The sequence below is a fragment of the Sphingobium sufflavum genome (assembly GCF_021403115.1).
GTDB lineage: Bacteria > Pseudomonadota > Alphaproteobacteria > Sphingomonadales > Sphingomonadaceae > Sphingobium > Sphingobium sufflavum.
Window position 1 is genome coordinate 415,145 of sequence record NZ_JAJSSH010000003.1, and the last position, 21,589, is coordinate 436,733.

General features: G+C 64.0%; 19 protein-coding genes. 12 read left to right on the forward strand and 7 right to left on the reverse strand.

Translation table 11 applies throughout. From position 1 onward, the window contains the following. Positions 1-14 precede the first annotated feature (14 nt). A complete protein-coding gene (locus LWE61_RS07455; RefSeq protein WP_234149409.1) occupies positions 15-1,907 on the forward strand; it encodes a sulfatase-like hydrolase/transferase in 1,893 nt (630 codons plus the stop codon). Between the two features lie 53 nt (positions 1,908-1,960). Here LWE61_RS07455 and bglX read toward each other — a convergent pair whose 3' ends face one another. The 4 genes from bglX to LWE61_RS07475 form a co-directional block, all read right to left on the reverse strand. Beyond that, complete coding sequence (gene bglX / locus LWE61_RS07460; protein ID WP_326490618.1) at positions 1,961-4,294, reverse strand: beta-glucosidase BglX; 2,334 nt, start codon at positions 4,292-4,294, stop codon at positions 1,961-1,963. Positions 4,295-4,364: 70 nt separating this feature from the next. Further along, positions 4,365-4,961, reverse strand: coding sequence for a TetR/AcrR family transcriptional regulator (locus LWE61_RS07465; RefSeq protein ID WP_234149411.1), 597 nt, complete (start codon positions 4,959-4,961; stop codon positions 4,365-4,367). A gap of 91 nt (positions 4,962-5,052) precedes the next feature. Next, positions 5,053-6,075: a hypothetical protein gene (locus LWE61_RS07470; RefSeq protein ID WP_234149412.1), complete on the reverse strand. Its 1,023-nt coding sequence runs from the start codon at positions 6,073-6,075 to the stop codon at positions 5,053-5,055. After that, the gene (locus tag LWE61_RS07475) at positions 6,072-7,244 is read right to left on the reverse strand and encodes a sulfotransferase family protein (RefSeq protein WP_234149413.1); all 1,173 of its coding nucleotides are present in this window, start codon (positions 7,242-7,244) and stop codon (positions 6,072-6,074) included. Before LWE61_RS07475 ends, LWE61_RS07470 begins: the two co-directional genes overlap by 4 nt. A gap of 69 nt (positions 7,245-7,313) precedes the next feature. Between LWE61_RS07475 and LWE61_RS07480 the strand changes: the two genes are divergently transcribed. From LWE61_RS07480 to LWE61_RS20600, 3 genes are all read left to right on the forward strand, one after another. Beyond that, entirely contained in the window at positions 7,314-7,799 is a 486-nt protein-coding gene (locus LWE61_RS07480) for a GbsR/MarR family transcriptional regulator (protein WP_234149414.1), read from the forward strand. Positions 7,800-7,960: 161 nt separating this feature from the next. Beyond that, positions 7,961-8,986 carry a 2-hydroxyacid dehydrogenase gene (locus LWE61_RS07485; RefSeq protein WP_234149415.1) on the forward strand — a complete coding sequence of 342 codons (1,026 nt, stop codon included), beginning with the start codon at positions 7,961-7,963 and terminating at the stop codon, positions 8,984-8,986. A gap of 143 nt (positions 8,987-9,129) precedes the next feature. After that, the gene (locus LWE61_RS20600) at positions 9,130-9,264 is read left to right on the forward strand and encodes a hypothetical protein (protein WP_267961619.1); all 135 of its coding nucleotides are present in this window, start codon (positions 9,130-9,132) and stop codon (positions 9,262-9,264) included. Positions 9,265-9,303: 39 nt separating this feature from the next. On the opposite strand, the gene LWE61_RS07490 is transcribed toward LWE61_RS20600, so the two are convergent. Further along, complete coding sequence (locus tag LWE61_RS07490) at positions 9,304-9,921, reverse strand: TetR/AcrR family transcriptional regulator (RefSeq protein ID WP_234149416.1); 618 nt, start codon at positions 9,919-9,921, stop codon at positions 9,304-9,306. A gap of 227 nt (positions 9,922-10,148) precedes the next feature. On the opposite strand from LWE61_RS07490, the gene LWE61_RS07495 reads away from it, so the two are divergent. Both LWE61_RS07495 and LWE61_RS07500 read left to right on the forward strand, forming a co-directional pair. Next, positions 10,149-12,572, forward strand: coding sequence for a TonB-dependent receptor (locus LWE61_RS07495; RefSeq protein WP_234149417.1), 2,424 nt, complete (start codon positions 10,149-10,151; stop codon positions 12,570-12,572). Positions 12,573-12,594: 22 nt separating this feature from the next. Next, positions 12,595-13,992, forward strand: coding sequence for an aromatic ring-hydroxylating oxygenase subunit alpha (locus LWE61_RS07500; RefSeq protein WP_234149418.1), 1,398 nt, complete (start codon positions 12,595-12,597; stop codon positions 13,990-13,992). A gap of 96 nt (positions 13,993-14,088) precedes the next feature. Here LWE61_RS07500 and LWE61_RS07505 read toward each other — a convergent pair whose 3' ends face one another. Further along, positions 14,089-14,892 carry an SDR family NAD(P)-dependent oxidoreductase gene (locus tag LWE61_RS07505; RefSeq protein WP_234149419.1) on the reverse strand — a complete coding sequence of 268 codons (804 nt, stop codon included), beginning with the start codon at positions 14,890-14,892 and terminating at the stop codon, positions 14,089-14,091. Positions 14,893-15,122: 230 nt separating this feature from the next. Here LWE61_RS07505 and LWE61_RS07510 point away from each other — a divergent pair, with 230 nt between their 5' ends. The 3 genes from LWE61_RS07510 to LWE61_RS07520 are packed head-to-tail and all read left to right on the forward strand — an operon-like array spanning position 15,123 to position 18,068. Continuing rightward, a complete protein-coding gene (locus LWE61_RS07510) occupies positions 15,123-16,370 on the forward strand; it encodes an LLM class flavin-dependent oxidoreductase (RefSeq protein ID WP_234149420.1) in 1,248 nt (415 codons plus the stop codon). A gap of 4 nt (positions 16,371-16,374) precedes the next feature. Further along, on the forward strand, positions 16,375-17,199 hold the full coding sequence (locus LWE61_RS07515; RefSeq protein WP_234149421.1) for an SDR family NAD(P)-dependent oxidoreductase: 825 nt from the start codon (positions 16,375-16,377) through the stop codon (positions 17,197-17,199). Beyond that, positions 17,196-18,068, forward strand: a complete 873-nt coding sequence (locus LWE61_RS07520; RefSeq protein ID WP_234149422.1) for an alpha/beta hydrolase fold domain-containing protein — start codon at positions 17,196-17,198, stop codon at positions 18,066-18,068. The genes LWE61_RS07515 and LWE61_RS07520 overlap by 4 nt, the downstream gene beginning before the upstream one ends. Here the strand turns inward: LWE61_RS07520 and LWE61_RS07525 are convergent. Then, positions 18,046-18,777, reverse strand: a complete 732-nt coding sequence (locus tag LWE61_RS07525; RefSeq protein WP_234149423.1) for a helix-turn-helix domain-containing protein — start codon at positions 18,775-18,777, stop codon at positions 18,046-18,048. The genes LWE61_RS07520 and LWE61_RS07525 overlap by 23 nt on opposite strands. A gap of 234 nt (positions 18,778-19,011) precedes the next feature. On the opposite strand from LWE61_RS07525, the gene LWE61_RS07530 reads away from it, so the two are divergent. From LWE61_RS07530 to LWE61_RS07540, 3 genes are read left to right on the forward strand one after another with little or no spacing between them, the layout of a single operon-like run. Continuing rightward, a complete protein-coding gene (locus LWE61_RS07530; RefSeq protein ID WP_234149424.1) occupies positions 19,012-19,932 on the forward strand; it encodes an SMP-30/gluconolactonase/LRE family protein in 921 nt (306 codons plus the stop codon). 50 nt (positions 19,933-19,982) lie between these two features. Further along, on the forward strand, positions 19,983-20,762 hold the full coding sequence (locus LWE61_RS07535; RefSeq protein WP_234149425.1) for an SDR family NAD(P)-dependent oxidoreductase: 780 nt from the start codon (positions 19,983-19,985) through the stop codon (positions 20,760-20,762). A 57-nt stretch (positions 20,763-20,819) separates the two neighbouring features. After that, positions 20,820-21,587 (forward strand): SDR family NAD(P)-dependent oxidoreductase, encoded by a 768-nt coding sequence (locus LWE61_RS07540; protein ID WP_234149426.1) that lies wholly within the window; start codon positions 20,820-20,822, stop codon positions 21,585-21,587. Positions 21,588-21,589 lie beyond the last annotated feature (2 nt).

The following is a 21,589-nucleotide window of genomic DNA, read 5'->3' on the forward strand; positions in this document are numbered from 1 at the left end:
AAAGGACAGGCTTGATGGCCATTACCCGCCGTACGTTGATCGCGACCAGTGCAGCCCTTGGCATAGCGGCCAGGGCGACGGCGGCGGGTGGCGCTGCCCGCCCGAATATCTTGTGGCTGGTGAGCGAGGATAATAATCCCTTCATCGGCGCCTATGGCGACCGGCTGGCGCGCACGCCGACCATCGACCGGCTGGCGAAGGGGGGCGTCCTGTTCAGGAACGCCTATTCCAACGCACCTGTGTGCGCGCCGTCGCGCTTTGCGATCCTGACCGGCGTTTACCCCGAAAGCTGCGCCCCGGCCCAGCATATGCGCGCCGTCGCGCATCTGCCGGAGGAATTTCGCACCTATCCCGAATTGCTGCGGTCGGCGGGCTATTTCTGCACCAATAACAGCAAGACCGACTATAATTGCGATGTGAAGCCCGCCGCCATCTGGGATCGGCAGGGCAAGGAGGCGCACTGGCGCGAGCGTGCGGCGGGGCAGCCGTTCATGGCGGTCTTCAACCATGACACGACGCACGAATCCCGCATCTTCACGCCCACGCCGGGCGCGGTGACGCCGGAGGAGGTGCGCATCCCCGCCTATCTGCCCGACACGCCGGGCATAAGGCGCGACTATGCCAGCTATTATAATCTGATGGAGGCGATGGACCGGCAGATCGGCGCGCGCATCGCGGAGCTGGAGGCGGATGGTCTCGCCGACGACACCATCATCTTCTATTATTCCGACAATGGCGGCGTGCGGCCCCGGTCGAAGCGCTATTGCTATGACGAGGGGCATCGCTGCGCGCTGGTCGTCCATGTTCCACCCAGGTGGCGCCATCTGGCCCCCGCAGCGCCGGGGAGCACGATCGACGCGCCGGTCAGCTTCATCGACCTTGCCCCCACATTGCTGTCCATCGCGGGCATCCGGCAACCCGCGCAGATGGCCGGGCGTCCCCTGCTGGGCGAACGGAAGGGCGCGCCGCAGAAATATGCGTTCGGTATGCGCAACCGCATGGACGAACGCTATGATTTCAGCCGCACCGTCACCGATGGGCGCTGGCGCTACATCCGCCATTATATGCCGCATCGGCCATGGGGCCAGTATCAGGCGTTCGAATGGCTGGCCAAGGGCTATCAGGAGTGGGAGGCCGCCTATCTTGCCGGCACGCTGACCGAGGTGCAGGCGCGCTTCTTCAGGCCAAAGCCGCATGAGGAACTGTTCGACCTGACCGCCGACCCCGATCAGGTGACGAACCGCATCGCCGATCCGGCGGCGGCGGCCAAGGCACAGGCGTTTCGCCGCGCCCTCGACGATCATCTGGTCGCGATCAACGACAATGGTTTCATACCGGAGGGCATGGCGGCCGAAGGCTATGCGAACAGCCGCTCGGCCAGCGCCTATCCGTTGCAGGCGATCATGCCGCTGGCCGCCGCCGCCGCGCAGCGGGACCGGGGCAAGGCGGCGCTGTTCCTGCGCGCGCTGGGCCATGGCAATGCGATCATGCGCTATTGGGCGGCCACGGCCTTCCTCACGCTGGATGCGCCGGTCGAGGAAGCGCGGGGTCCGCTGGAGGCGATTCTGCGGTCCGATCCCGCACCGCAGGTCCGCGTCGTGGCGGCGGAGGCGCTCGCCCGGCACTGGTCCAGCGACGACGCGGTGCGGACGCTGGGCGCGCTGGTGGAGAAAGCGGAGCAGTGGCAGGTGCAATTGCAGGCGCTCAACGCGCTGACCTATATCGGGGACCAGGCCCGCATCGTTCTGCCCGCGATCGAGGCCGCCTCCCGTATCGACGATGAATATCTGTCACGAGCGGGGATATATCTGCTCGCGCGCCTCCATGGCACCTATACGCCCGCCACCAAGGTCTTCGACATGAACCAGATGATGCGGCGCATGGCGAAATCGGGCGTAACCGGCTGACGATTGGGGAAGGAGGGCCGGGAACTCCTGTCCCCGGCCCTCCTCGAACCCTGTCAGCGCGCGCCCTGTGCCAGCGAGAAGGATGTCGTGAAGGGCGCGGTGGAATCCCCGCCCACGGCGATATCGAAGCGGGTGGCGTCCAGCGCCCAGTCGCGCGTCGCGCTGCTCCAGTACCGCAGTTCCGCGTCGCCCAGCGTGAAATTGAGCGTGCGCTTCTCGCCCGGTTTCAGGGTGACACGGCTGAAGCCCTTCAACTCGCGAACCGGCCGCGCCGCCTTTCCACCCTGCTGATGGATATAGAGCTGGACCACCTCGTCGGCCAGACGCTTGCCGGTGTTGGTGACGTCCGCACTGACCGTGACGGCGACCCCGGGCGCGCGTTCGGCCTTGTCCACCCGGATGTTGGAATAGGCGAAGGTCGAATAGCTGAGGCCATGGCCGAACGGATAGGCGGGATCGCCTGCCTCGTTCCAGTATCGCTTGGACTGGTTCGCGGGGTCGTGCGAGGCTAGGTGCGAATATATCAGCGGTACCTGGCCGCCATTCCTTGGCCAGCTGAACGGCAGCTTGCCCCCCGGCACCGCGTCCCCGAACAGGAGGTTGGCGGTGGACGATCCGGCTTCCGATCCGGGATACCATATGTCCAGAATCGCGGCGGCCTTCGTATCCTTCAGCGCGAGGGGGCGGCCGTTCATCAACACCAGCACGACGGGCTTGCCTGTCGCCACGACGGCGTCGAGCAACTCCTGCTGACGCCCCGGCAGGTCGAGCGTGGAGCGCGATGCGCTTTCACCGATCATTTCCTGCGTCTCGCCCAGCACCAGTATCGCGACATCGGATTGCCGGGCCAGTTGCACGGCCTGTGCAATGCCCGCCGTATCGCCGCTCTCCGGTGTCGGGCGCGTCACCTTGCCGACAATCTGCGCAAAGGGTGACGGATGGAGACGGTCGGGAAGCGCGACGCCGGGCGCGAAGTCGACACGCACCTTGGGACCGACTTTCGCCTTGATGCCCTCCAGGATGCTGCTCATAGCGGGCTTGTTCTGATCGAACACCCATGGTCCGACGGCGTCGCGCGGAGAATCCGCAAGCCCGCCGATGACCGCGATGGACGACAGTTTCGTCCGGTCGAGCGGCAGCAGCGCCTGCTCGTTGCGGAGCAGGACGGCCGCCCGCTCCGCCGCAATCCGCGCGGCCTTGAGATGCGCGGGGCTGCGCAGGGTCGCGGCTGCGGCTTTCTCGTCCACATAGGGATTGTCGAACAGGCCCATCCTGATCTTCATCTCCAATACCCGTCGAACCGCTTCGTTCAGCCGCTGCTCGGAGATGGTGCCCGCCGCAAGGGCGGCTGGCAATCGCGTGAAAGCCGGTCCCATGATGTTCATTTCCATGTCGACGCCCGCGTTCAGGGCCGTGGCGGCGGCGTCCTGTAGCGTGCTGGCGACGCCATGGGTGCGCAGGCTGGTCACGGCCGCATTGTCGGTGACGACGAAGCCCTTGAAGCCCCAATCCTTGCGCAGCACATCGTTCAGGAGCCAATGATTGGCAGAGGCCGGAACGCCGTTCAGCCCCATATAGGCGCTCATGATGTTGCCCGCGCCGGCATCCACCGCCGCCTTGAACGGGGGCAGGTAGATGTTCCAGAGTTCGGAATCCGAGAGATTCACCTCGTCATAATCGCGCCCGCCCAGCGCCGCGCCATAGCCGACAAAATGCTTCGGGCCTGCGATGATGCGTCCGGTGTCACCGATATGGCCACCCTGGAATCCCTTCACCTGTGCCGCCGCCATCGCGCTGCCGAGATAGGGATCTTCTCCTGCTCCCTCGACGATGCGTCCCCATCGCGGATCGCGCGCGATGTCGATCATCGGGGCGAACGTCCAGTGCAGGCCCACGCTGCGCGCCTCGTTTGCGGCGACCGCCTGGCTTTTCTCGACACCGTCCGGATCCCAGGACGCGGCGTTGGCGATGGGGACCGGGAAAATGGTCGACAAGCCATGGATCACATCGAAGCCGAAGAGCAGCGGGATATGGAGCCGCGTCTTTTCGACGGCGATCTTCTGGACCCGGTTGATTTCCGCCGGATCGGTCATGAACAATAAGGCGCCGAGATTTCCGCTGGCCACCAGCTTCTCGTTCGCGGCCATCATCTGCGGGATGGGCAGCGCGAAAAGCACGGACAACTGACCGGCCTTCTCTTCGGGCGTCATCTGTTGCAGGAGGGCGTCGGCACGGGCCGCGACCTCCGTTTCCGACAAGGCGGCATGGGCGGTCGGCTGCTTGGTACGCGTTTGCCCCACTTGGCCGGAGGAGCTTGCCGACGTCATCGCCATGGCCATCGCGCAAAGGGCCGTCGCACAGGCGAATGTTTGTTTTCCGGAAATCATGGTTTCAGTCTTTCGATGGAGGGCCTTGGCCCGGCAATTCTCAATGCGGCAGCGTTCAGTTCGACAGTGCTCAAAACGGCAGGGACAGACGGGAAATCTGCCTGTCCCATTCGTCGACAAGATCGAACGCCAGCCCCTCCCTCAACCACTGATGTTCCAGACCCGTCATCATGACCATGATCTGGCGAGCGAGGGAATGGGGGTCGTCGGCAAAGGGGGCGACGATCTTCGCGAAGAAGGTAAGGGCTTCCGCCTCGCGCCGCCGGAAATAGTCATAGGCGGGGTGGGCGGCGTTCAGCGCCTCGGCTCGCAATATGACATAGAGCCGGACGAGTTCCGGCTGATGCCTGTTGCGTTCAACCATGGCCCTGAACACGGACAGGGCGGCCGCGCTGGCCGATATGTCTGCGCGTGATTCAGAGGCGAACTGCGTTATCCGCGGAGAAATGGCGTCCTCGTCACGCCTGTCTCGATCCTGAAGGAGCGCGATCAGCAGGCGATCCTTCGACGGGAAATGGTGGAAGAAGCCGGATTTGGCGATCCCGCACCGCTGGGCGAGTTCCTGTATCCCAAAGCCATGGAAGCCTTTTTCCCCGATCAGGCGCGCAGCCTCATCCAGAATGGCCGCCCGGCGCTCGATTCCTGCCTGTTCCCTGACGCCCGCCACATCTCTCTCCCTGATCCGTCAATTTAGACTGACCGATCGGACTGTCAACGGAAACCGAAGAGGGAGCGTCGTCAAAATCCACCGTTTTCTGTCACCCCTCCCGATCCAACCTGCGGACGATGCCGGTGGGACAGCCGCTGGAGCCGATCATGCGGCAGACGAAGGCACCGCGCCGTCGGCCCACAGTGTCGATGCGGTTCTGTGTTGCTTCCGGCAGGTCGGGGCCGACCGCGATGCGGATGCGGCCATCCGTGTCGGGGACGGCATTGCGATCATGGACGCCGGACGTCTGGAGATGCTCATACCAGTAATTATAGGCGTGGAGCGACCAGTAGCCGGACAGTAACGCGGGCATCGTCACCTCCAGCCACTCGCCCTCCGCAAGATCGAAGCCGCCGAGATAATATTGGGTGTCGGGGTCGCCCTGCACCGTGGCGCCCAGTTCGGGCGGGGCCTGATCGAGGCGATTGCGCCGTTCGCGCGCCGCCTGCGTCCATTGCAGATATTCGCGGACATTATTGCCCAGCGTCCGCGCGACAAAGGCGAGCGCCCCGTCATGCGAGCCGGTCGCTAGCGCCGGACCCGCTGCCTGCGCTCCCCCCTCCAGCCGCAGCCGGGCGGGTTCGGACAGCGGATCGCGGTGCAGGATGCGGATCAGCAGGATGCGCGCATCCGTCGGGATAGCCAGCGTCCCCGGTCCCTGCGCATCGGCGGCGAGGGTGAGGGCCAAGTGGCCGTCCACGTCACAGTCCGCCGGGGTGAAGGTGGCATAGCCCACCTCCAGCGGTGCGCCATTGGGGCCGATGCTGTAAAGGCCGACGCCCACCCGCTCCGACCCGTTGATCTGTCCGTCGAGGCGATAGCGGCGCTGTGCGTCGATGGCGGCGTGGCGCATCCTGTAGTCGGGATTGGGACCACCATGGCAGGGCAGGGGGCGGGACAGGCCGTCCTCCTGAAACAGATGGCCCAGCAGCGCGCCGCCCAGGCCGGCGGTCATCACCCGACTGACATAGGCTTCGCCCTCCGCCGCGACAGCATCGTCGGGCGCGGCGGCGGCGATCAGCGCCCGCGCCTCCGCCACGGCGGTTTCCAGCGCCTGCCAGCCCGTGCTCATGCCTTTGCTCCGATGCGGGCCAGCCCATCCTGTTCGCGCGGGATGGCGAAACGGCGGATATAGTCGCCGAACTGCTCCGCCACAGCCGCCTCGTCCAGGCCATAGTGGGCAAGGGCATAGTCATTGCGGCCGCGCGCATTCTTGGGATTGGCGGCGTGCCATCGGCCGACCGTCTCCGCGACTTCGGCGGGCGTGTCGATGCCGATGCCGCGATGGATCGCTCGCATCTCCCGCACCGGATCGTCGATCAGCGCATAATAATCGACATGCACGACGCGGCTACCATGCGGCCCCACATCGAAGGCCATGATCCGGTCGATATGCCGCTGGATGAAATGCAGCATATCCCGCCCGACCTGCTGCCGGTCTACCGCTTCCGCCTCGCACAGGCCGCGCAGATTGGCGCTCATCTTCGCGATGGAGGCGAGCACCTGCACCGGGTCGCGGTGCGTCATCACGAAACGGGCGTCGGGATAGACCTCAAGGATCGCGTCGAGCGCGATGACATGGTTTGGATATTTCAGCGCCCATGGTTTCGGTGCGGATTTCCATTGCAGCAACTGCAACTGGCGCTTGTGGATGCGATAGGTTTCCACAAGGTCGAGACCGTCGAGGATATGGTCGAAATAGTCCGGCACCCGGTAGAGGTTGTTGAGGCCCGCCGCGCCAAAGCTCTGCTCCAGAAAGGCATGACATTCGTCCGATCCGTCCGCGTCGATCAGGTGGAGCGCGTCGAACCCCTCGAAGGTCGGCGCGCGCATCTGCGCCCATTGCGCCTTACGCGCCTGTGCCGATTCCGGGTCGAAGCCGGGCGGGGGCGAGGGGGTGATCGACTCCCATGTGCGGATCAGGCGAAAGCGGGGATCGCGGTCGAACAGATATTGGAAATAGGTGGTGCCCGACCGGGGCAAGCCCATCAGGAAGACGGGCGCGATGATCGGCTCCTCGGCAATCTCAGGATAGTCGCGCAGCCATCTCAGCCCTTCCAGCCGGGCGATACTGTCGCGCAGCAGGCCGCGATGAATGCGCTGTTCGCCTGCCTCCGAAACGGGAAAATCGCTGACGATGGCGGCGAGGAGCCGTTGGAGATTGTCCGCGACGCCGCTGTCGGTGTCGGAAATACCGACGATCTGCTCGGCCTCGGCAAGGATCGCCTTTGCATTCAGCACAGCCTGTCTCCTGATCGTTCGCCGCTTGATGACAGCGTATGATTCTGCAATATTCGAAAAATGTCGAATATGTCAAAGTCGAAACTGACTGGGGAGCAGCAGGGGTTCGTCGCCGCCATCGCCGCGCTGCTGGTGCCGTCGGGGATGCAGACGGCGGCGGCCAGCCTGTATGGCTATCTGCTGCTCTGCCCGGAACCGGTCAGCCTGGACATCATCGCGGATGACCTCGCCATGGCGAAAAGCAGCGCCAGCACGGCGGCGCGGATGCTGGATCAATATGGGCTGGCCCGTCGCTATGGCGAGCGCGGCAGCAGGCGGGTGCGCTATGGCGTGTCGGAACGCTATTCGGGTTTCATAGCCGCGCAGGCCGCGTTGCTCGGCGACATCGGCCGCGTGATCGAGGGCAGGGCAGGGCAGGTGGCGGAGGATGCGACGCTGAAACGGTTGCGCTATCTCGGTTCCTTCTATGGCAAGATGGAGCGGACCATCACCCAACGCATACAGGAACTGGCCGATGAAGCGGTGCGCGAGGGGTTGGTGGAGCGGCCTGAATGATCGGGATTTGTGGATTTTCTGGCGGATGGGCTTCGACACTTATTATCTTGCAGACCGGAGTTATGCTGGGGCGAAACCAGTGCGTGCGTTGGTGCCGCGCTTGAGGCATTCATGCGCTGGCCGCGAAAATTCTCGACGTGAGGAATGGTTGTCGAACGCCTATGAAGATCGCCGTCTACGCCACCAAACCCTATGATCGCCATTTCCTCTCCGCAGCCAATGCGGGGTTCGGGCATGCGTTGATCTTTCTGGAACCTCGACTGGATCGTCACACGGCCCTGCTGGCGAAGGAGTGCCCGGCGGTCTGCGTGTTCGTGAACGACCAGCTCGACCGCACTGTGCTGGAGATGCTGGCGGCGGGCGGGACGCGCTTTATCGCCTTGCGCTGCGCCGGTTTCAACAATGTCGATCTGGTTGCAGCGCAGGAACTGGGACTATCGGTGGTGCGGGTTCCCGCCTATTCACCCCATGCCGTCGCTGAATTCACGATCGGCCTGCTGCTGGCGCTGGATCGCAATATTGCGCGGGCATGGGCTCGGGTGCGCGAGAATAATTTTGCGCTCGATGGACTGATCGGCCGTAACCTATATGGTCGCACCGTGGGCGTTGTCGGCACGGGGCGGATCGGCGCCTTGGTCGCGCGAACGCTGAAAGCCGGATTCGGATGTGAGGTTCTGGCCAGCGACATCCTGGTCGACCCCGCGTTGGAGGCCATCGGTGTGCGCTATGTCCCGCGTGAGGAATTGCTGTCCACCAGCGAGATCGTGACGCTGCATTGCCCGCTGACGCCGGAAACGCGCCACATGATTGATGCGGAGATGATCGCGGCGGCGCGGCCCGGCCTGTTGATCGTCAATACCAGTCGGGGCGCGTTGATCGACACCCGCGCGCTCATAAACGGCTTGAAGAGCCGCAGCATTGGCGGCGTCGCTCTCGACGTTTATGAGCAGGAGGCCGACCTGTTCTTTGAGGATCTGTCCAACGAGATTATCGAGGATGATGATTTCCAGCGCCTGCTGACCTTTCCCAATGTGCTGGTGACAGGCCATCAGGCGTTCCTGACCGAGGAAGCGTTGGACAGTATCGCGATGACGACGTTGCAGAGCCTTGCCGATGCGGAGGCGGGCCATATTCTGGTCAACGCCGTCACCGCCGGGGGTGTGATCCGTCCGGCTGCGCCGTTGTGAGCCTGTTCCTGCTTTCCGGTCATGATGATGGGCTATTTGCCTGCGCTGATCCTGCCGCTATCCGTCACAAAGTATAATTCCGATAATATACATTATGTTAATTAAATTGACGGCCGGCAGGACGATCGAGTGTTAAGAGACATATGCCACGAGAATTCTACGCCATCGTCAAGGCGGAGTTGAAGCCGGGCACCACGATTTTGGTGACGAATTCGCGCGTGGGCGCAAAAGCCATGGAGCGACTCACCATTATCGACGCGGTCGCGCCCGCCCCCTGATAACCGGCCAGTCGCTCCGCTATCATCGATGCAGCGCCCTTACTCCCCGACAGCCCAATCCCGCAGGAGGCTGTGCACCGCGAGGCGGAACGCGGCCATGATCCGTTCGGGGTCGGCATCCGCGTCCGCGGTAATGCGGCTTGTCATGCCATGCGACAGCAGGATGATGGCTTCCAGGACATGGGCGACATCGGCCTTGGGCAGAGGCCCCGCCAGCGGCAAGAGATTGTCCTGCATCATCTCGCGGAAACGGCGATCGATCCGCTCGACCACCTTTGCGACCTGCGGATTGCGCCCCGCCTCCGACATGATCTCCAGCGTCAACGGCGCGCGGATAGGGTCGATCCACCATGTGAATTGGGAAATCCACGCATCGACGGGCGAGAGAGGCGACGCCGCGCTCTGGCCGGAGGCGGACAGCAGTTCCTCAAATCCCGCAAACCGGCGCTCGCAAAGCGCGATGATGATCGCGTCCTTGCTCCCGAAATATTGATAGATGTGCCCGACGCTCATCTTCGCGGCCGTGGCGATCCGCGCCATGCTCGCGCCGTGGAAGCCCTCCACCAGAAAACAGGCCTCCGCAGCGTCAAGAATCTGGTCCTGACGCAATTCGGCGCGTTCCTGACGCCGGGCCATGGCATCCGAATTCCGAACCATAGGGTGGTGACAATCTCCAGCATAACAGGGGAAAAACGTCCCCATGCCTTATCCCAATTTGCACAGGGGCCAAGTGGCGATTTCCCGCATATCCCACCACGGCACAAAAAAGAATGATGGTTCATTCTTTTTATGATAGCCTCCGATTCGCGATGAGGAGCCGGCATCGACCAAAAGGCTCCCGTCCCGCTGCCGCCGAAAGGTGGCGCTCAGGAGGAGGATATATCATGCGTGCGAAGATCGGGCTGTTTGCGGGCGTTGCATGGGCCGTCATGGTCCAACCTGTTCATGCCGAACAACCGGGGGCAACGGACAACGCCTCTGCGGCGCAGTCTGGCCAGACCATGGACATTATCGTTACGGCACGCAAACGCGATGAACGCGCTATCGACATTCCTGTCGCCATTTCCGCCCTCTCCGGCGAATCCCTCGCCCGCTATGCCACCAACTCCCTGACCGCGATCAGCGAGCGCGTGCCGCAACTTGTCATCGGCGAGACGACGAACCAGACCGGCGGTTCCATCAGCCTGCGCGGCATCGGTGCGGGCATCGCCAATCCCTCGACGGAGCAGGCGGTGACGCTGAACCTCGACGGCGTGCCGATCAGCTATGGTAATGCCGTCCGCCTCGGCCAGTTCGACCTGCAACGGGTGGAGGTGCTGAAGGGACCACAGGCGCTCTTCTATGGCAAGAATAGCCCCGGCGGCATCATCTCGCTCATTTCAGCGGACCCCGGCAAGCGATTCGAGGCGCGCCTGCGCACCGGCTATGAGTTCGAGGCGGACCAGCGTTTTGTCGAAGGCATCGTGTCGGGTCCGCTGACGGATCAGATTGGCGCGCGCATCGTCGCCTATTATTCCAAGGAAGACGGCTATTTCCGCAACAGCGCGGTGCCCGTTGCCGGACGGACGCCGGGCGCAGGCGCAGCGAGCAACAATGCCGAGGATCTGTTCCTGCGCGGCACGGTGACGATCCGGTCCGTCGATGACCGGCTGCGTATCAAGGCGAAGGTAAATTACGGCCAGCGCGACCGTGAGGGCGTGGGTCCGGCCGCAGCGGGCCAGCCGATCGACTGTCCGTCCGGGGCGGCGCAAATCGGTCTGGGCGTGACGCCGGAGTGCAGGCTGGACCGCTATTTCACCGATGCCGCCCTTCCCGCCTCCGTCGCTGCGCTTCATCCGTCCTTTGGCAACGGTATTCCCTATGCCCGGTCGCGCCAGTTTCTGGCGTCGCTGTCCACGGACTTCGACATTTCGGACGACCTGACGTTCAGCAGCGTGACCGGCTATTATCGCCTTCAGGAAAAGTCGCTCGACTCCTTTACGTCCGTCAACAATCCGGCGACGGGCGCGTCGAATGATGTGATCGCGCGCGGCCTGAGCCAGGAATTGCGCCTCGCCTCCGACTATGACGGGCCGGTCAACTTCCTGCTGGGCGGCTTCTATCAGGACGGGCGGTTCACGGTGGGACAGGCTTTCTATACCTTCGCCACCACCGCCGTCTCCCCGTCCCTGATCGCGGCGACATTCTACAACCAGAAGACGACGGCGGCCTCGCTGTTCGGGCAGGTCCGGGTCAAGCTGATCGAGCAGCTCGAACTGGCCGCGGGCGCACGCCAGTCGTGGGAGCGCAAGGCGCTGGTCGGTACGGTCAACGCCACGCCCTTCACCATCGTCAATCCCCGGCGCACCTATGATGATTTCTCGCCGGAAGTGACGCTGACCTATAAACCGACCGACAACCTGACCCTCTATGGCGCCTATCGGGAGGGGTTCACCTCCGGCGGCTTCAACACATTGCCTACGCAGCTCAGTTCGCCGGCCTTCCCCGCGCTGGCCCCGCGCGACCTGTCCTTCGACCAGATGACGGCCAAGGGCGGCGAAATCGGCATCAAGGGCCTGCTGGCCGGACGGCAGATCAGCTTCGACCTCACCGGCTATCATTATGAATATGACGGCCTGCAATTGTCGCGCTGGGATGCGGCGGCGTTCAGCCAGACCGTCCAGAATGCGGGCGGCGCACGCCTGCGCGGTGTGGAGTTCAGCGCGACGGCTCGGCCGGACGCGGCCCCCGGTCTCGAACTGCGCGGAGCGGTCAATTATAACGATGCGCGCTACACCCGTTTCGTGGGTGGCTGCTATGGCGGCCAGTCGGTGGCGCAGGGGTGCAATCTCAATCCGCGCAACCCCGCCGATCCGGCCAGCTATGGCACCAGCACCAATCCCTATAACGGCCAAAACCAGACCGGCCAGCGACTGGCCCGCGCGCCGCTCTGGGCGCTGAGCACGGGATTCACCTATGACCATGGCTTCAGCGACCGGCTGGGCGGCATGGTCTCCTTCGATGCGCTCTACACCAGTTCCTACGCCTTCCAGACGGAGGCCGATCCGCGTGCGGTGCAGCGCGGATACTGGCTGCTGAACGGCAGCATCGCGCTGAATGGCGGGGAAGGACGCGGATGGGAACTGAGCCTGATTGGGCGCAACCTCACCAACCGGCTCTACACCGCGACCGGCGGCGCGCTGGCCTTTACGGGAACCGGCACTGGCACCGGCACGACGACGCGCGCCGACCTGTTGGGCATAGCGGGTTCCCCGCGCTCGGTTCTGCTGCAACTGACGCTGCGCGATACGCTGCTCGGCCGTCGGTGAACCTTGTGGGAGTGAGAGTGCCATGAACCATCCCGCCCCGGTCGCGACCGCCGATGCCATCTCGCGCGAGGAGGAACTGGACCAGCCCCTCACCTATGGGGTGGAGGCGTTCCTGTCGCGCGACTATGCCGAACGGGAGAAGACGCACCTGTGGCCGTTCGTCTGGCAACAGGCGGGCCGGGTCGAGGATATCCCCCATATCGGGGATTTCATCACCCATGATGTGGGCGACGACAGCATTATCATCGTCCGGACGGCCAGCGACGAACTCAAGGCTTATCATAATGTCTGCCCGCATCGCGGCCGTCGCCTGATCGACGTGCCCCCAAGGGCGCATCATGCGCGGGGGCACCGGCGGGCCATCACCTGCGGCTTTCACGGCTGGACCTTCGGCCTCGATGGCGAGGCCCGGCATATCCTCGACAAGCAGGACTGGAAGGGTTGTCTCGACGATCCCGCGCGCACGCGGCTGTCCGATGTGCGGGTCGATAGCTGGGGCGGATGGATCTTCATCAACATGGATGCCGACTGCGCGCCCCTGCGGGATTTTCTGGAGCCTGCGGCGGGTATCCTTGACCCCTTCGAACTGGAGAAGATGCGCTATAAATGGCGGCAGTGGGTCGTCTTCGACTGTAACTGGAAGACCGCGCTGGAAGCGTTCATGGAGGCCTATCATGTGACCGGCACCCACACGCAGATGCTGCGCAATGGCGACTATTATTCCTACAGCGCCGCCTATGGCCTGCATGGCGTGAGCGGCTTCGATCAGCGCGACGCGACGGTCAGGACGAAGGAGGGCAGCAGCGTCACCCGCACCGGCAAGTCCGGGGTGGACCCCCGCCTGTCCACCTATGACCTCCAGAACGAGATATACACGACCGTCAACAATGCCGGCACCACGGAAACGCTGGTCAATGCCGCCCGCCGACTGGTGGACGAATTGCCCGAAGGCACCGCGCCCGAAGATGTGATCGCGCACTGGCTGGCCTCCGCCAAAGCCGACGATGCGGCGAGAGGTATCCTGTGGCCCGGCATTACACCGGAGCAGACGGGCAAGGCGGGCCTCGCCTGGCACGTCTTTCCCAATGTGGCGGTGTTGCAGGGCGTGACCTTCGCCCTGTGCTACCGCACGCGGCCCCATGGCGACGACCCGAACAGATGCATCTTCGAAGCCTATGCGATCGAACGCTTTCCCGATGGTGAGGAGCCGAAGCCGGACTGGGTCTATGCCGAACCGACGGAGGAACATTGGGGGCTGGTGCTGGCGCAGGACTTCTCCAACATGGCGGCCGTGCAAAAGGGCATGAAGTCGAGAGGATTCCGCGGCACCCTTCCCAACCCGCATCAGGAGCAGAAGGTCACCAACTTCCACCGCAACCTGGCGCAGTATATCGGCATGGGCGGGCCGAGGCCGATTTGAACAGCCATGGGGCGTCCTGCATCGACCGGTAGCTATCGTGTCCGCCCCGGAATTGCGCCGGAACACAGGCCGGGAGGCGTTCTTATTCGATCCGCCTCATGGCATCGCCACCCCGCCATTGGGGCGAAGGATCTGGCCGGTTACAAACCGGCTGGCGTCGCAGGCGAGGTAGAGGACGGCGAGCGCGATGTCGCGCGGTGTTCCCGTGATGCCGAGGGGAGAGGATTGGGCGCGTAGGCGCAGGCCCTCCTCCTGCCGCTCGGCATTGATCGCGCCATCGGCATCGCGAAAGCCATGGTTGCCCATTGGCGTGTCCACCCAGCCCGGCGAGACGGCGTTGACCCGGACGCCAAATGCTCCAAACTCCCTCGCGGCGGTGCGGGTAATCATGTTCACCGCCGCCTTGGTCTGGGAATAGATCGACAGGCCCGGCACCGCCGACTCTGCACCTGTCGAGGAAATATTGACGATCGCGCCGCCACCGCCCGTCTTCATGGAGCGCCCGGCGGCCGCGCAGCCCCAATAGACGCCCTTCTGGTTGACCGCGATCACCCGGTCGACGTCCGCCTCGTTCGCCTCCATGATCGGCACGTTGACGATGACCCCGGCCGAGTTCACCCAGATGTCGATCCGTCCGGTCAGCGCGAGCGCGGCCTGTGCCAGAGCATCCACCGCGTCGCGCCGGGCAACATCGGCCGGATGGACCAACACTCGCCCCCCTGCCCCCGTCACGGCCGCCGCCGTCTCCGCCAGCGGATCGGCATGGATGTCGCTGACCACCACATGCGCGCCTGCCTTTGCCAGAACCCGCGCCGTCTCCCGCCCGATCCCCGATGCTGCGCCCGTCACCACGGCGCACCGCCCGCTGATATCGAAACTTGCCTGCAATGCTTCGTGCATCCGCTCCTGCTCCTCGCCTGTGTCGATTGACCGGATGGAAATCCGGTAAGTTGCGGGCAAGCATGGAACGCACGGCTTCACAAGAAAAGTAGGGTCACACAAATCCATATATACGCGGTGATTGATGCGTATATATGGATTTCAGGAGGTGGCGCCGCAATCTATTGAGATGACCGGCCCGACGACCTTATCCTCACTCCACACAATCGTTGCGGGATGAGGAAATCGCTATGGAACTTGGTCTGCTTTATGAGTTCGATGTCCCCCAGCCATGGGCTGGCGAGCATCCATGGGGGCAGCGCATGGCGGAGCGGGCCGTCTATCGCGACTGTATCGAGCAGATCGTGCTCGCCGATAAGCTGGATTTCGAGACGGTCTGGCTGGTGGAGCATCACTTCCGCGAAAATCGCAGTCATATGCCCAGCAACGAGGTGGTGCTGGGCGCGCTGTCGCAGATCACCAAACGCATCAAGCTGGGCTTTGGCGTCGCGCTGATGCCGCATGAATTCATCCATCCCGCGCGTATCGCGGAAAAGGTCGCCACGGTCGATGTCCTCTCCGGGGGGCGGGCGGTCTGGGGCATGGGCCGGTCGACGCCGATGGAGCAGCAAGCGTTCGGCGTCGATATCGCGGCAAGCAAGGAAAAGCTGAAAGCCGCCGCGCGCACCGTCGTCGGTATGTGGGAACAGCAATATTATGAGGAGGATTCCGAATATCTCAAATTCCCCAAGCGGATGGTGACACCCAAGCCTTATCAATATCCGCATCCGCCCGCGTGGATGGCGGCCTCGACAGAATCCAGCGCGACCATGGCAGGGGAGAATGGTTGCGGCCTCCTGTGCTTCTCGATCATGCAGCCGCTGCACAAGCTCAAGGAGGTGATCGACGCCTACCACCGGGCGCAGGAACGCGCGGTGCCGCTCACCAGCGTCCACACCAACAAGGTGGGCGTCTACACCCTCGTCCATTGCGCGGAATCGCGGGATGACTTCGCCGCTTCGCGCCTGTGGGACTCCATGTGGTGGTGGTACAAGGGCCTCGCAGAGTTTCACCTGAAATGGGAGATGGCCCATCTGACGCCCGAACAGCAGGCCAAGGCCTTTCCCCTTCTGGAGGCGCGTGCGCGGGGGGAGTTCGATATCACCGAATTCGACCGGGAAGACATGGTGATCGTGGGCACGCCGGAGGAATGTGTGCAGAAACTGCTGCGTTACGATGCGGCGGGCGTGGATCAGCTCCTCTGTTATCTCAACTTTGGCTATCTGCCGCATGCGGCGGTGATGAAGTCGATCGAACTGCTCGGCACTCGCGTCCTGCCCGAATTGCGGAAACGGGGTGCGCGGGGCGTTGCCGATGCGCTGGCCACCGGCCTCCAGTCTGCCGAAGCGCGATCCGTGACGCAGGAAAAATGGGCGCCGACGCCCGAAGCCGGTTCTGACGCTGGCCCTAAATCTGGCATTGCCAGGGTCAAGGCATAATCCGATGCTGGATATGTTTGGCATGGCGGGCAGCCGCTATCTGATCTTGGGCGGCGGTCAGGGCATGGGTGAGGCGACCACGCGGCTGATCGCCAGTCTGGGCGGGAATGTCGCCGTGGTGGACCTCGACCTCGACCGGGCGAACCGCGTCGCGGCAGACGCCAGGGCGCTGGGTGTCTGCGCTCATGCGTTCAGCGTCGATGTCACCGACGCGGAGGCGCTGGTCGCCACTATCGGAGAGATTGAGGACACCGCCGGGCCGATCGACGGCATGGCCAGCATCATCGGCATGGCGGCCTGGAGTTCGCTCCTCGACATGACGACCGACATCTGGGATCTCGATCACAACCGCAACCTGCGCTATTTCTTCGTCGCCGCGCAGGAACTGGCGCGGCGTCTGTACCAACGGAACGCGCCGGGTTCGATGGTTGCGGTGGCGTCCGTCGATGGCATCCGCTCTGCACCGAACCATGCGTCCTATGGCGCGGCCAAGGCGGGCCTCATGAACCTCGTCAAGTCGATGGCGGTGGAATGGGCGGACGGCGGCATCCGAGTCAATTGCGTTGCGCCGGGCGGTATCGTGACGCCGCGTGTGCCGTTGACCGATGCGGACGCGGAAGCGCGCAGTATGGCCCTCCTGCCCATGCGCCGCCGGGGCTTCCCGGACGACATCGCCAAGGCCGTGGCTTATTTCCTGTCCGACATGTCGCCCTATGTGACCGGCCAGACGCTGGCGGTCGATGGCGGCTATACAGCCGCGGGCTTTCTGGGCCGAACGCTGCGCGTGCCGGGCGGCGGCACATTGGGGATGCCAAAGGAGGGCGCATGACAGGTCCGCGCTGGCCGGAACGGACGGGACGCAGGCCCGGCGCCGATGTCGCGGCGATCCGCAGCCAAACGGCAGCGGCCATCGCGGCGGGCCGGTGGCATATCTCTCCCCCGCCGCAGTCCATCCTGCTGGGCGGCGTCCGATGCCTGCATTTTGCTGCACCCGACCCGCAGGGCACCGTCCTGCATTTCCACGGGGGCGGCTATCGCATCGGCTGCGCGGAGATGATGACGCTTTTCGCCATCGCTCTCGTTGCCCGGTGCGGGGTCGACGTCATCTGCCCCGATTACCGGCTTGCGCCCGATCATCCCTTCCCCGCCGCCCTCAACGATGGCTGGTCCTGCTGGACCGCCCTTCGGGAAAGCAGTGCGCTTCCCATCCTCCTTTCCGGCGATTCTGCGGGCGGCGGTCTCGCCGCCACAATCGCGGCGCATGGCCTGCCCCTCGCGCTTGTGCCTGCGGGCGTGATATTGCTCTCCCCCTGGATCGACCTGTCGGTGACGAGCGGCTGCTACGACCGCAACGCCGCCACGGATCCCGTCTTTTCGCGCGCCTCCGCGAAGGCATCGGCCGAGGATTATCTACAGGGCTATCCTGCCGATGCCCCCCTCGCCTGCCCCCTCTCGGTCGATCTGCACGGTTTTGCACCGTCCTTCATCAGCGTGGGAACAGGGGAGGTGTTGGCGGACGATGCGCTGCGCCTCCATGCCGCGCTGCTGGCGGTGGCGACGCCCTCGACCCTCAGCGCGATTGACGGTATGGAGCATGTCGCCGTGATGCGGGACCGGACCGGCACGGGCGCGCAGGAGACGTTCGCCGCCATCGCCCGGTTCATCGACGACCGGCTCAGCCCCCTTGCCATTCGCTGATGGCGTCCCGCATCGTGGCCAGCAAAAGGTCGCGGCGATCCCGCACTTCGCCGGCGGCTCCTGCAAGCGCGAGGATCAGGCTGTAGCCCGGCCCCTGAAGCGGCAGCGGCATCGCAATCGACCAGATGGCGCCATCCCCGCTTGGCCCGTCGGCAAAGCCGTCCTGCCGAATTTGCCGCACCCCCTCCATGATGAGCGCGATCGGGCCGCTCTCGATCCGTGCCCGCTGCGCCAGCCGCACTATGTCCGCGTCGGCCAGCGTGGAGAGATAGGCGCTGCCGATGGCCGAACCGAACATGGAAATCTGAAGCCCGCGCTCCGCCGTGTCGCCCGGCGCGGTGGCGAGGTCCACGATCTGCATGAACAGGTCGTTGGGCGCTGTGAGCGTGACCCCGATGGACGTGCGTTCCTGCAACATCGCAACCAACTGATGCAGGCCGCTATGGCCCTGATACAATTCCCCCAGCCATCCGGCGAAGGTCAGCAGGCGGGGCGATGGCAGATAGGCCTTGCTATCGATATTGAAGACGAGATGCCCGCTGTCCACCATCGTCTTGAGCAACTGGTTGATCGAAGAAGATGACAGGGAGAGCCTGTCGCCAATCTCCTTGGCGCGCAGCCAGCGCCCCTCGCCGCCGAACAGCTCCAGTACGTCCAGCGCCCGCGTGGCGGACCGGGATACGCTCCGCTTCTCGCCGGGACGTTTCACACGGACGGATGATCGGCCGTAGCGCTGGGGGGCAGAGATCAGGGTCATTATCGTGCAGAGTTTCGATGGGAGGTCATTGTTCGCTACCTCCTCCCAAAGATCGTTGTCGTGCAAGCGACAATGCAATTCCATGGCCGGGAATATATGACGCTTGACAGGCCTGCGTGTCGCTAACAAGTTGACGATCAACAAGGCCCACAGGGTCGGTGGCCCAAAAATATCAGGAGGGGTTTCATGAAAGAGCTGGCTCTCGGCGACTATGCCAAGGTTGCGGAAGGCGTCTATCTGGAGGGGCTTTGCTACGACTTCGGTCGGGACGTCATCTGGTATAGCGATGTCATCAAAGGCGGCATCTGCGGCGTCCGGCCCGACGGCACGCCCTTTGGATCGTTCAACGAAGGCCGTATGTGGACAGGCGGCGTCATGATGAACGCGGATGGAGCGGTCCTCTCATCCGGCCCCGGCGGCATCATGTGGAACAACCTCGACACGGGCCAATCGGGCTGGCTCATCCGGGAGCTGGATGGCAAGCCGATCAACGGCATCAACGAGATGTGGCCGGATGGCACCGGTGGAATTTTCTTTGGCACCAATGATATCGAAATGGTCGTGGCAGCGCAGCCGACACGTCCGACGGCCCTCTACCGCCTGACCGTGGCGGGCGAGGTCATCCGACTGGCGGAGGATATTGTCTTTTCCAACGGCATCGCCTTCGACGCCGCGCGGCGCGCCTTTTATTGCAGCGACACCTTCAACGTGGCCTGGGCATGGGATGTGGCCGACGATCTGTCCCTGACCGGACGCCGCATATTGCTCGACAAAGATGACTGCGATGGCCTCGCCCTCGACGCGGAGGGGCATGTGTGGATAACCGGGTTCCGGTCCAGCGGCTTTCTCACCCGCGTGACGCCGCAGGGCGATGTTCTGCCTCCTGTCGAGACACCGCCGGGATGCACGACGCAGGTCCGCTTCGGCGGTGCCGACCTGCGCGACATCTACATTAATGTGGTGCCGGCCGATGGCGGAGACAGTCTGAAGGAAGGCAAGCCGCTTACCGGATCGTCCTGCCTGTATCGCGGACGCTCCGCCGTGCCGGGCATCGCCGTTGCGCCCGCACGCTTTCCGCTGGAGCAGATGTCAGCGGCCATCGGCTAATCGTCCCAGTCCTCGCCAATCCTAACAGCACGCTCTCCTCAGGAAGAAACATGACCACAGTCGGAACGCAACTGAGCGGGAAGGTCGCGATTGTCACGGGCGGCGGACAGGGCATCGGCGAGGCGATCGCCACCGCCTACGCCCGTGCCGGTGCACGGGTGATCGTCACGGGCCGCACGCCAGGCAAACTCGACGAGGCCGTGGAGCGCATCAGGGAAGCGGCGACAGGATCGGGCGGCGAGGCGCTGGCCCTGCTCGCCATCGCGGGCAATCGCGACGACGCGCAAAGGACGGTCGCGGAGGCAATCGACCGATGGGGCCGCGTCGATATTCTCGTCAACAATGCCCATAGCTTCACCGACCATCTCCCGCTGGACGATCCCCGGATGGAGGAGAATTGCATGGTCGATTTCCAGTCCGCCTTCTTCGGCTCGCTCCAGCTCATGCAACTCGTCTTTCCGCATATGCGCGATGCGGGTGGCGGGTCGATCATCAACTTCGGGTCCAGTTTCGGCCTGCGCTGTGAGCCGGGCTTCCTGGCCTATGCCGCGAGCAAGGAAGCAATCCGCACGCTGACCAAGACCGCGGCAAAGGAATGGGGCAGCCACCGCATCCGGGTGAACACCATCCTGCCCTCCGCCATGTCGCCCAAGGCGTTGTGGTATCTGGGGGAAAGCAAAAGCTATGATGCCGAACTGGCCAAGGTCGCCCTCGGCTATTTCGGGACGCCGGATGACATTGCACCGCTGGCGCTGTTCCTGGCGAGCGAGGCGTCCAGCTATATCAGCGGACAGACCATCGGGGCGGACGGCGGCAGCACCATGTTGTGAGCCACCACCCCCATCGACATCCCCAGAATATCATCCCGTCGGAGAGAAGGAATCGCCATGGCTGAGGCAGCATCAAGGGTCGCACTGATTACCGGAGCGGGTGATCCGCAAGGCATGGGCGCGGCCTGTGCACGGCGGCTGGCCAGACAGGGCTTTGCCGTCGGCGTCCTCGACATCAACGGCGAAGGCGCACAAGCCGTCGCGGCGCAGATTATTGCAGACGGCGGCCATGCCCTCGCGTTGGAAACGGATGTTACCGATCGTGCGGCTGTCACCGCTGCCATTGAAGAGGTTCGCCGGACGCTCGGCCCGATCCTCGCCCTCGTCAACAATGCCGCGGTTGAGGGATGGTGCAAGTTCGAGGACTTGACGGACGCCCTGTGGGACAAGACGTTCGATGTGAACCTGAAGGGGGCCTTTATCGTCACCCAGACAGTTCTGCCGGACATGGAAGCCGCCGGCTGGGGCCGCATCGTCAACATCTCCGCATTGGGCGGCCAGATGGGCGGGGTGTTCGACATGACCCATTATAACGCCAGCAAGGGCGGCATGATTACCTTCACCCAGTCGCTCGCCATCGGTCTCGGCGCGAAGGGCATTACGGTCAACACCGTCTCACCCGGCTTTATCGACACGCCGATGGCGCGCCGCGCGATCGAGACGAGCGCCTTCCCCATCGACTATCGGGACATCCTCGCGTCCTATCCCATACCGAGGCTCGGCTCCGCCGAGGATATTGCCACGGCGGTTGCCTTCTTCGTCTCGGATGATGCCGGTTATATCACCAACCAGGTGCTGGGCGTGAATGGTGGCAGCTATAGCTGATC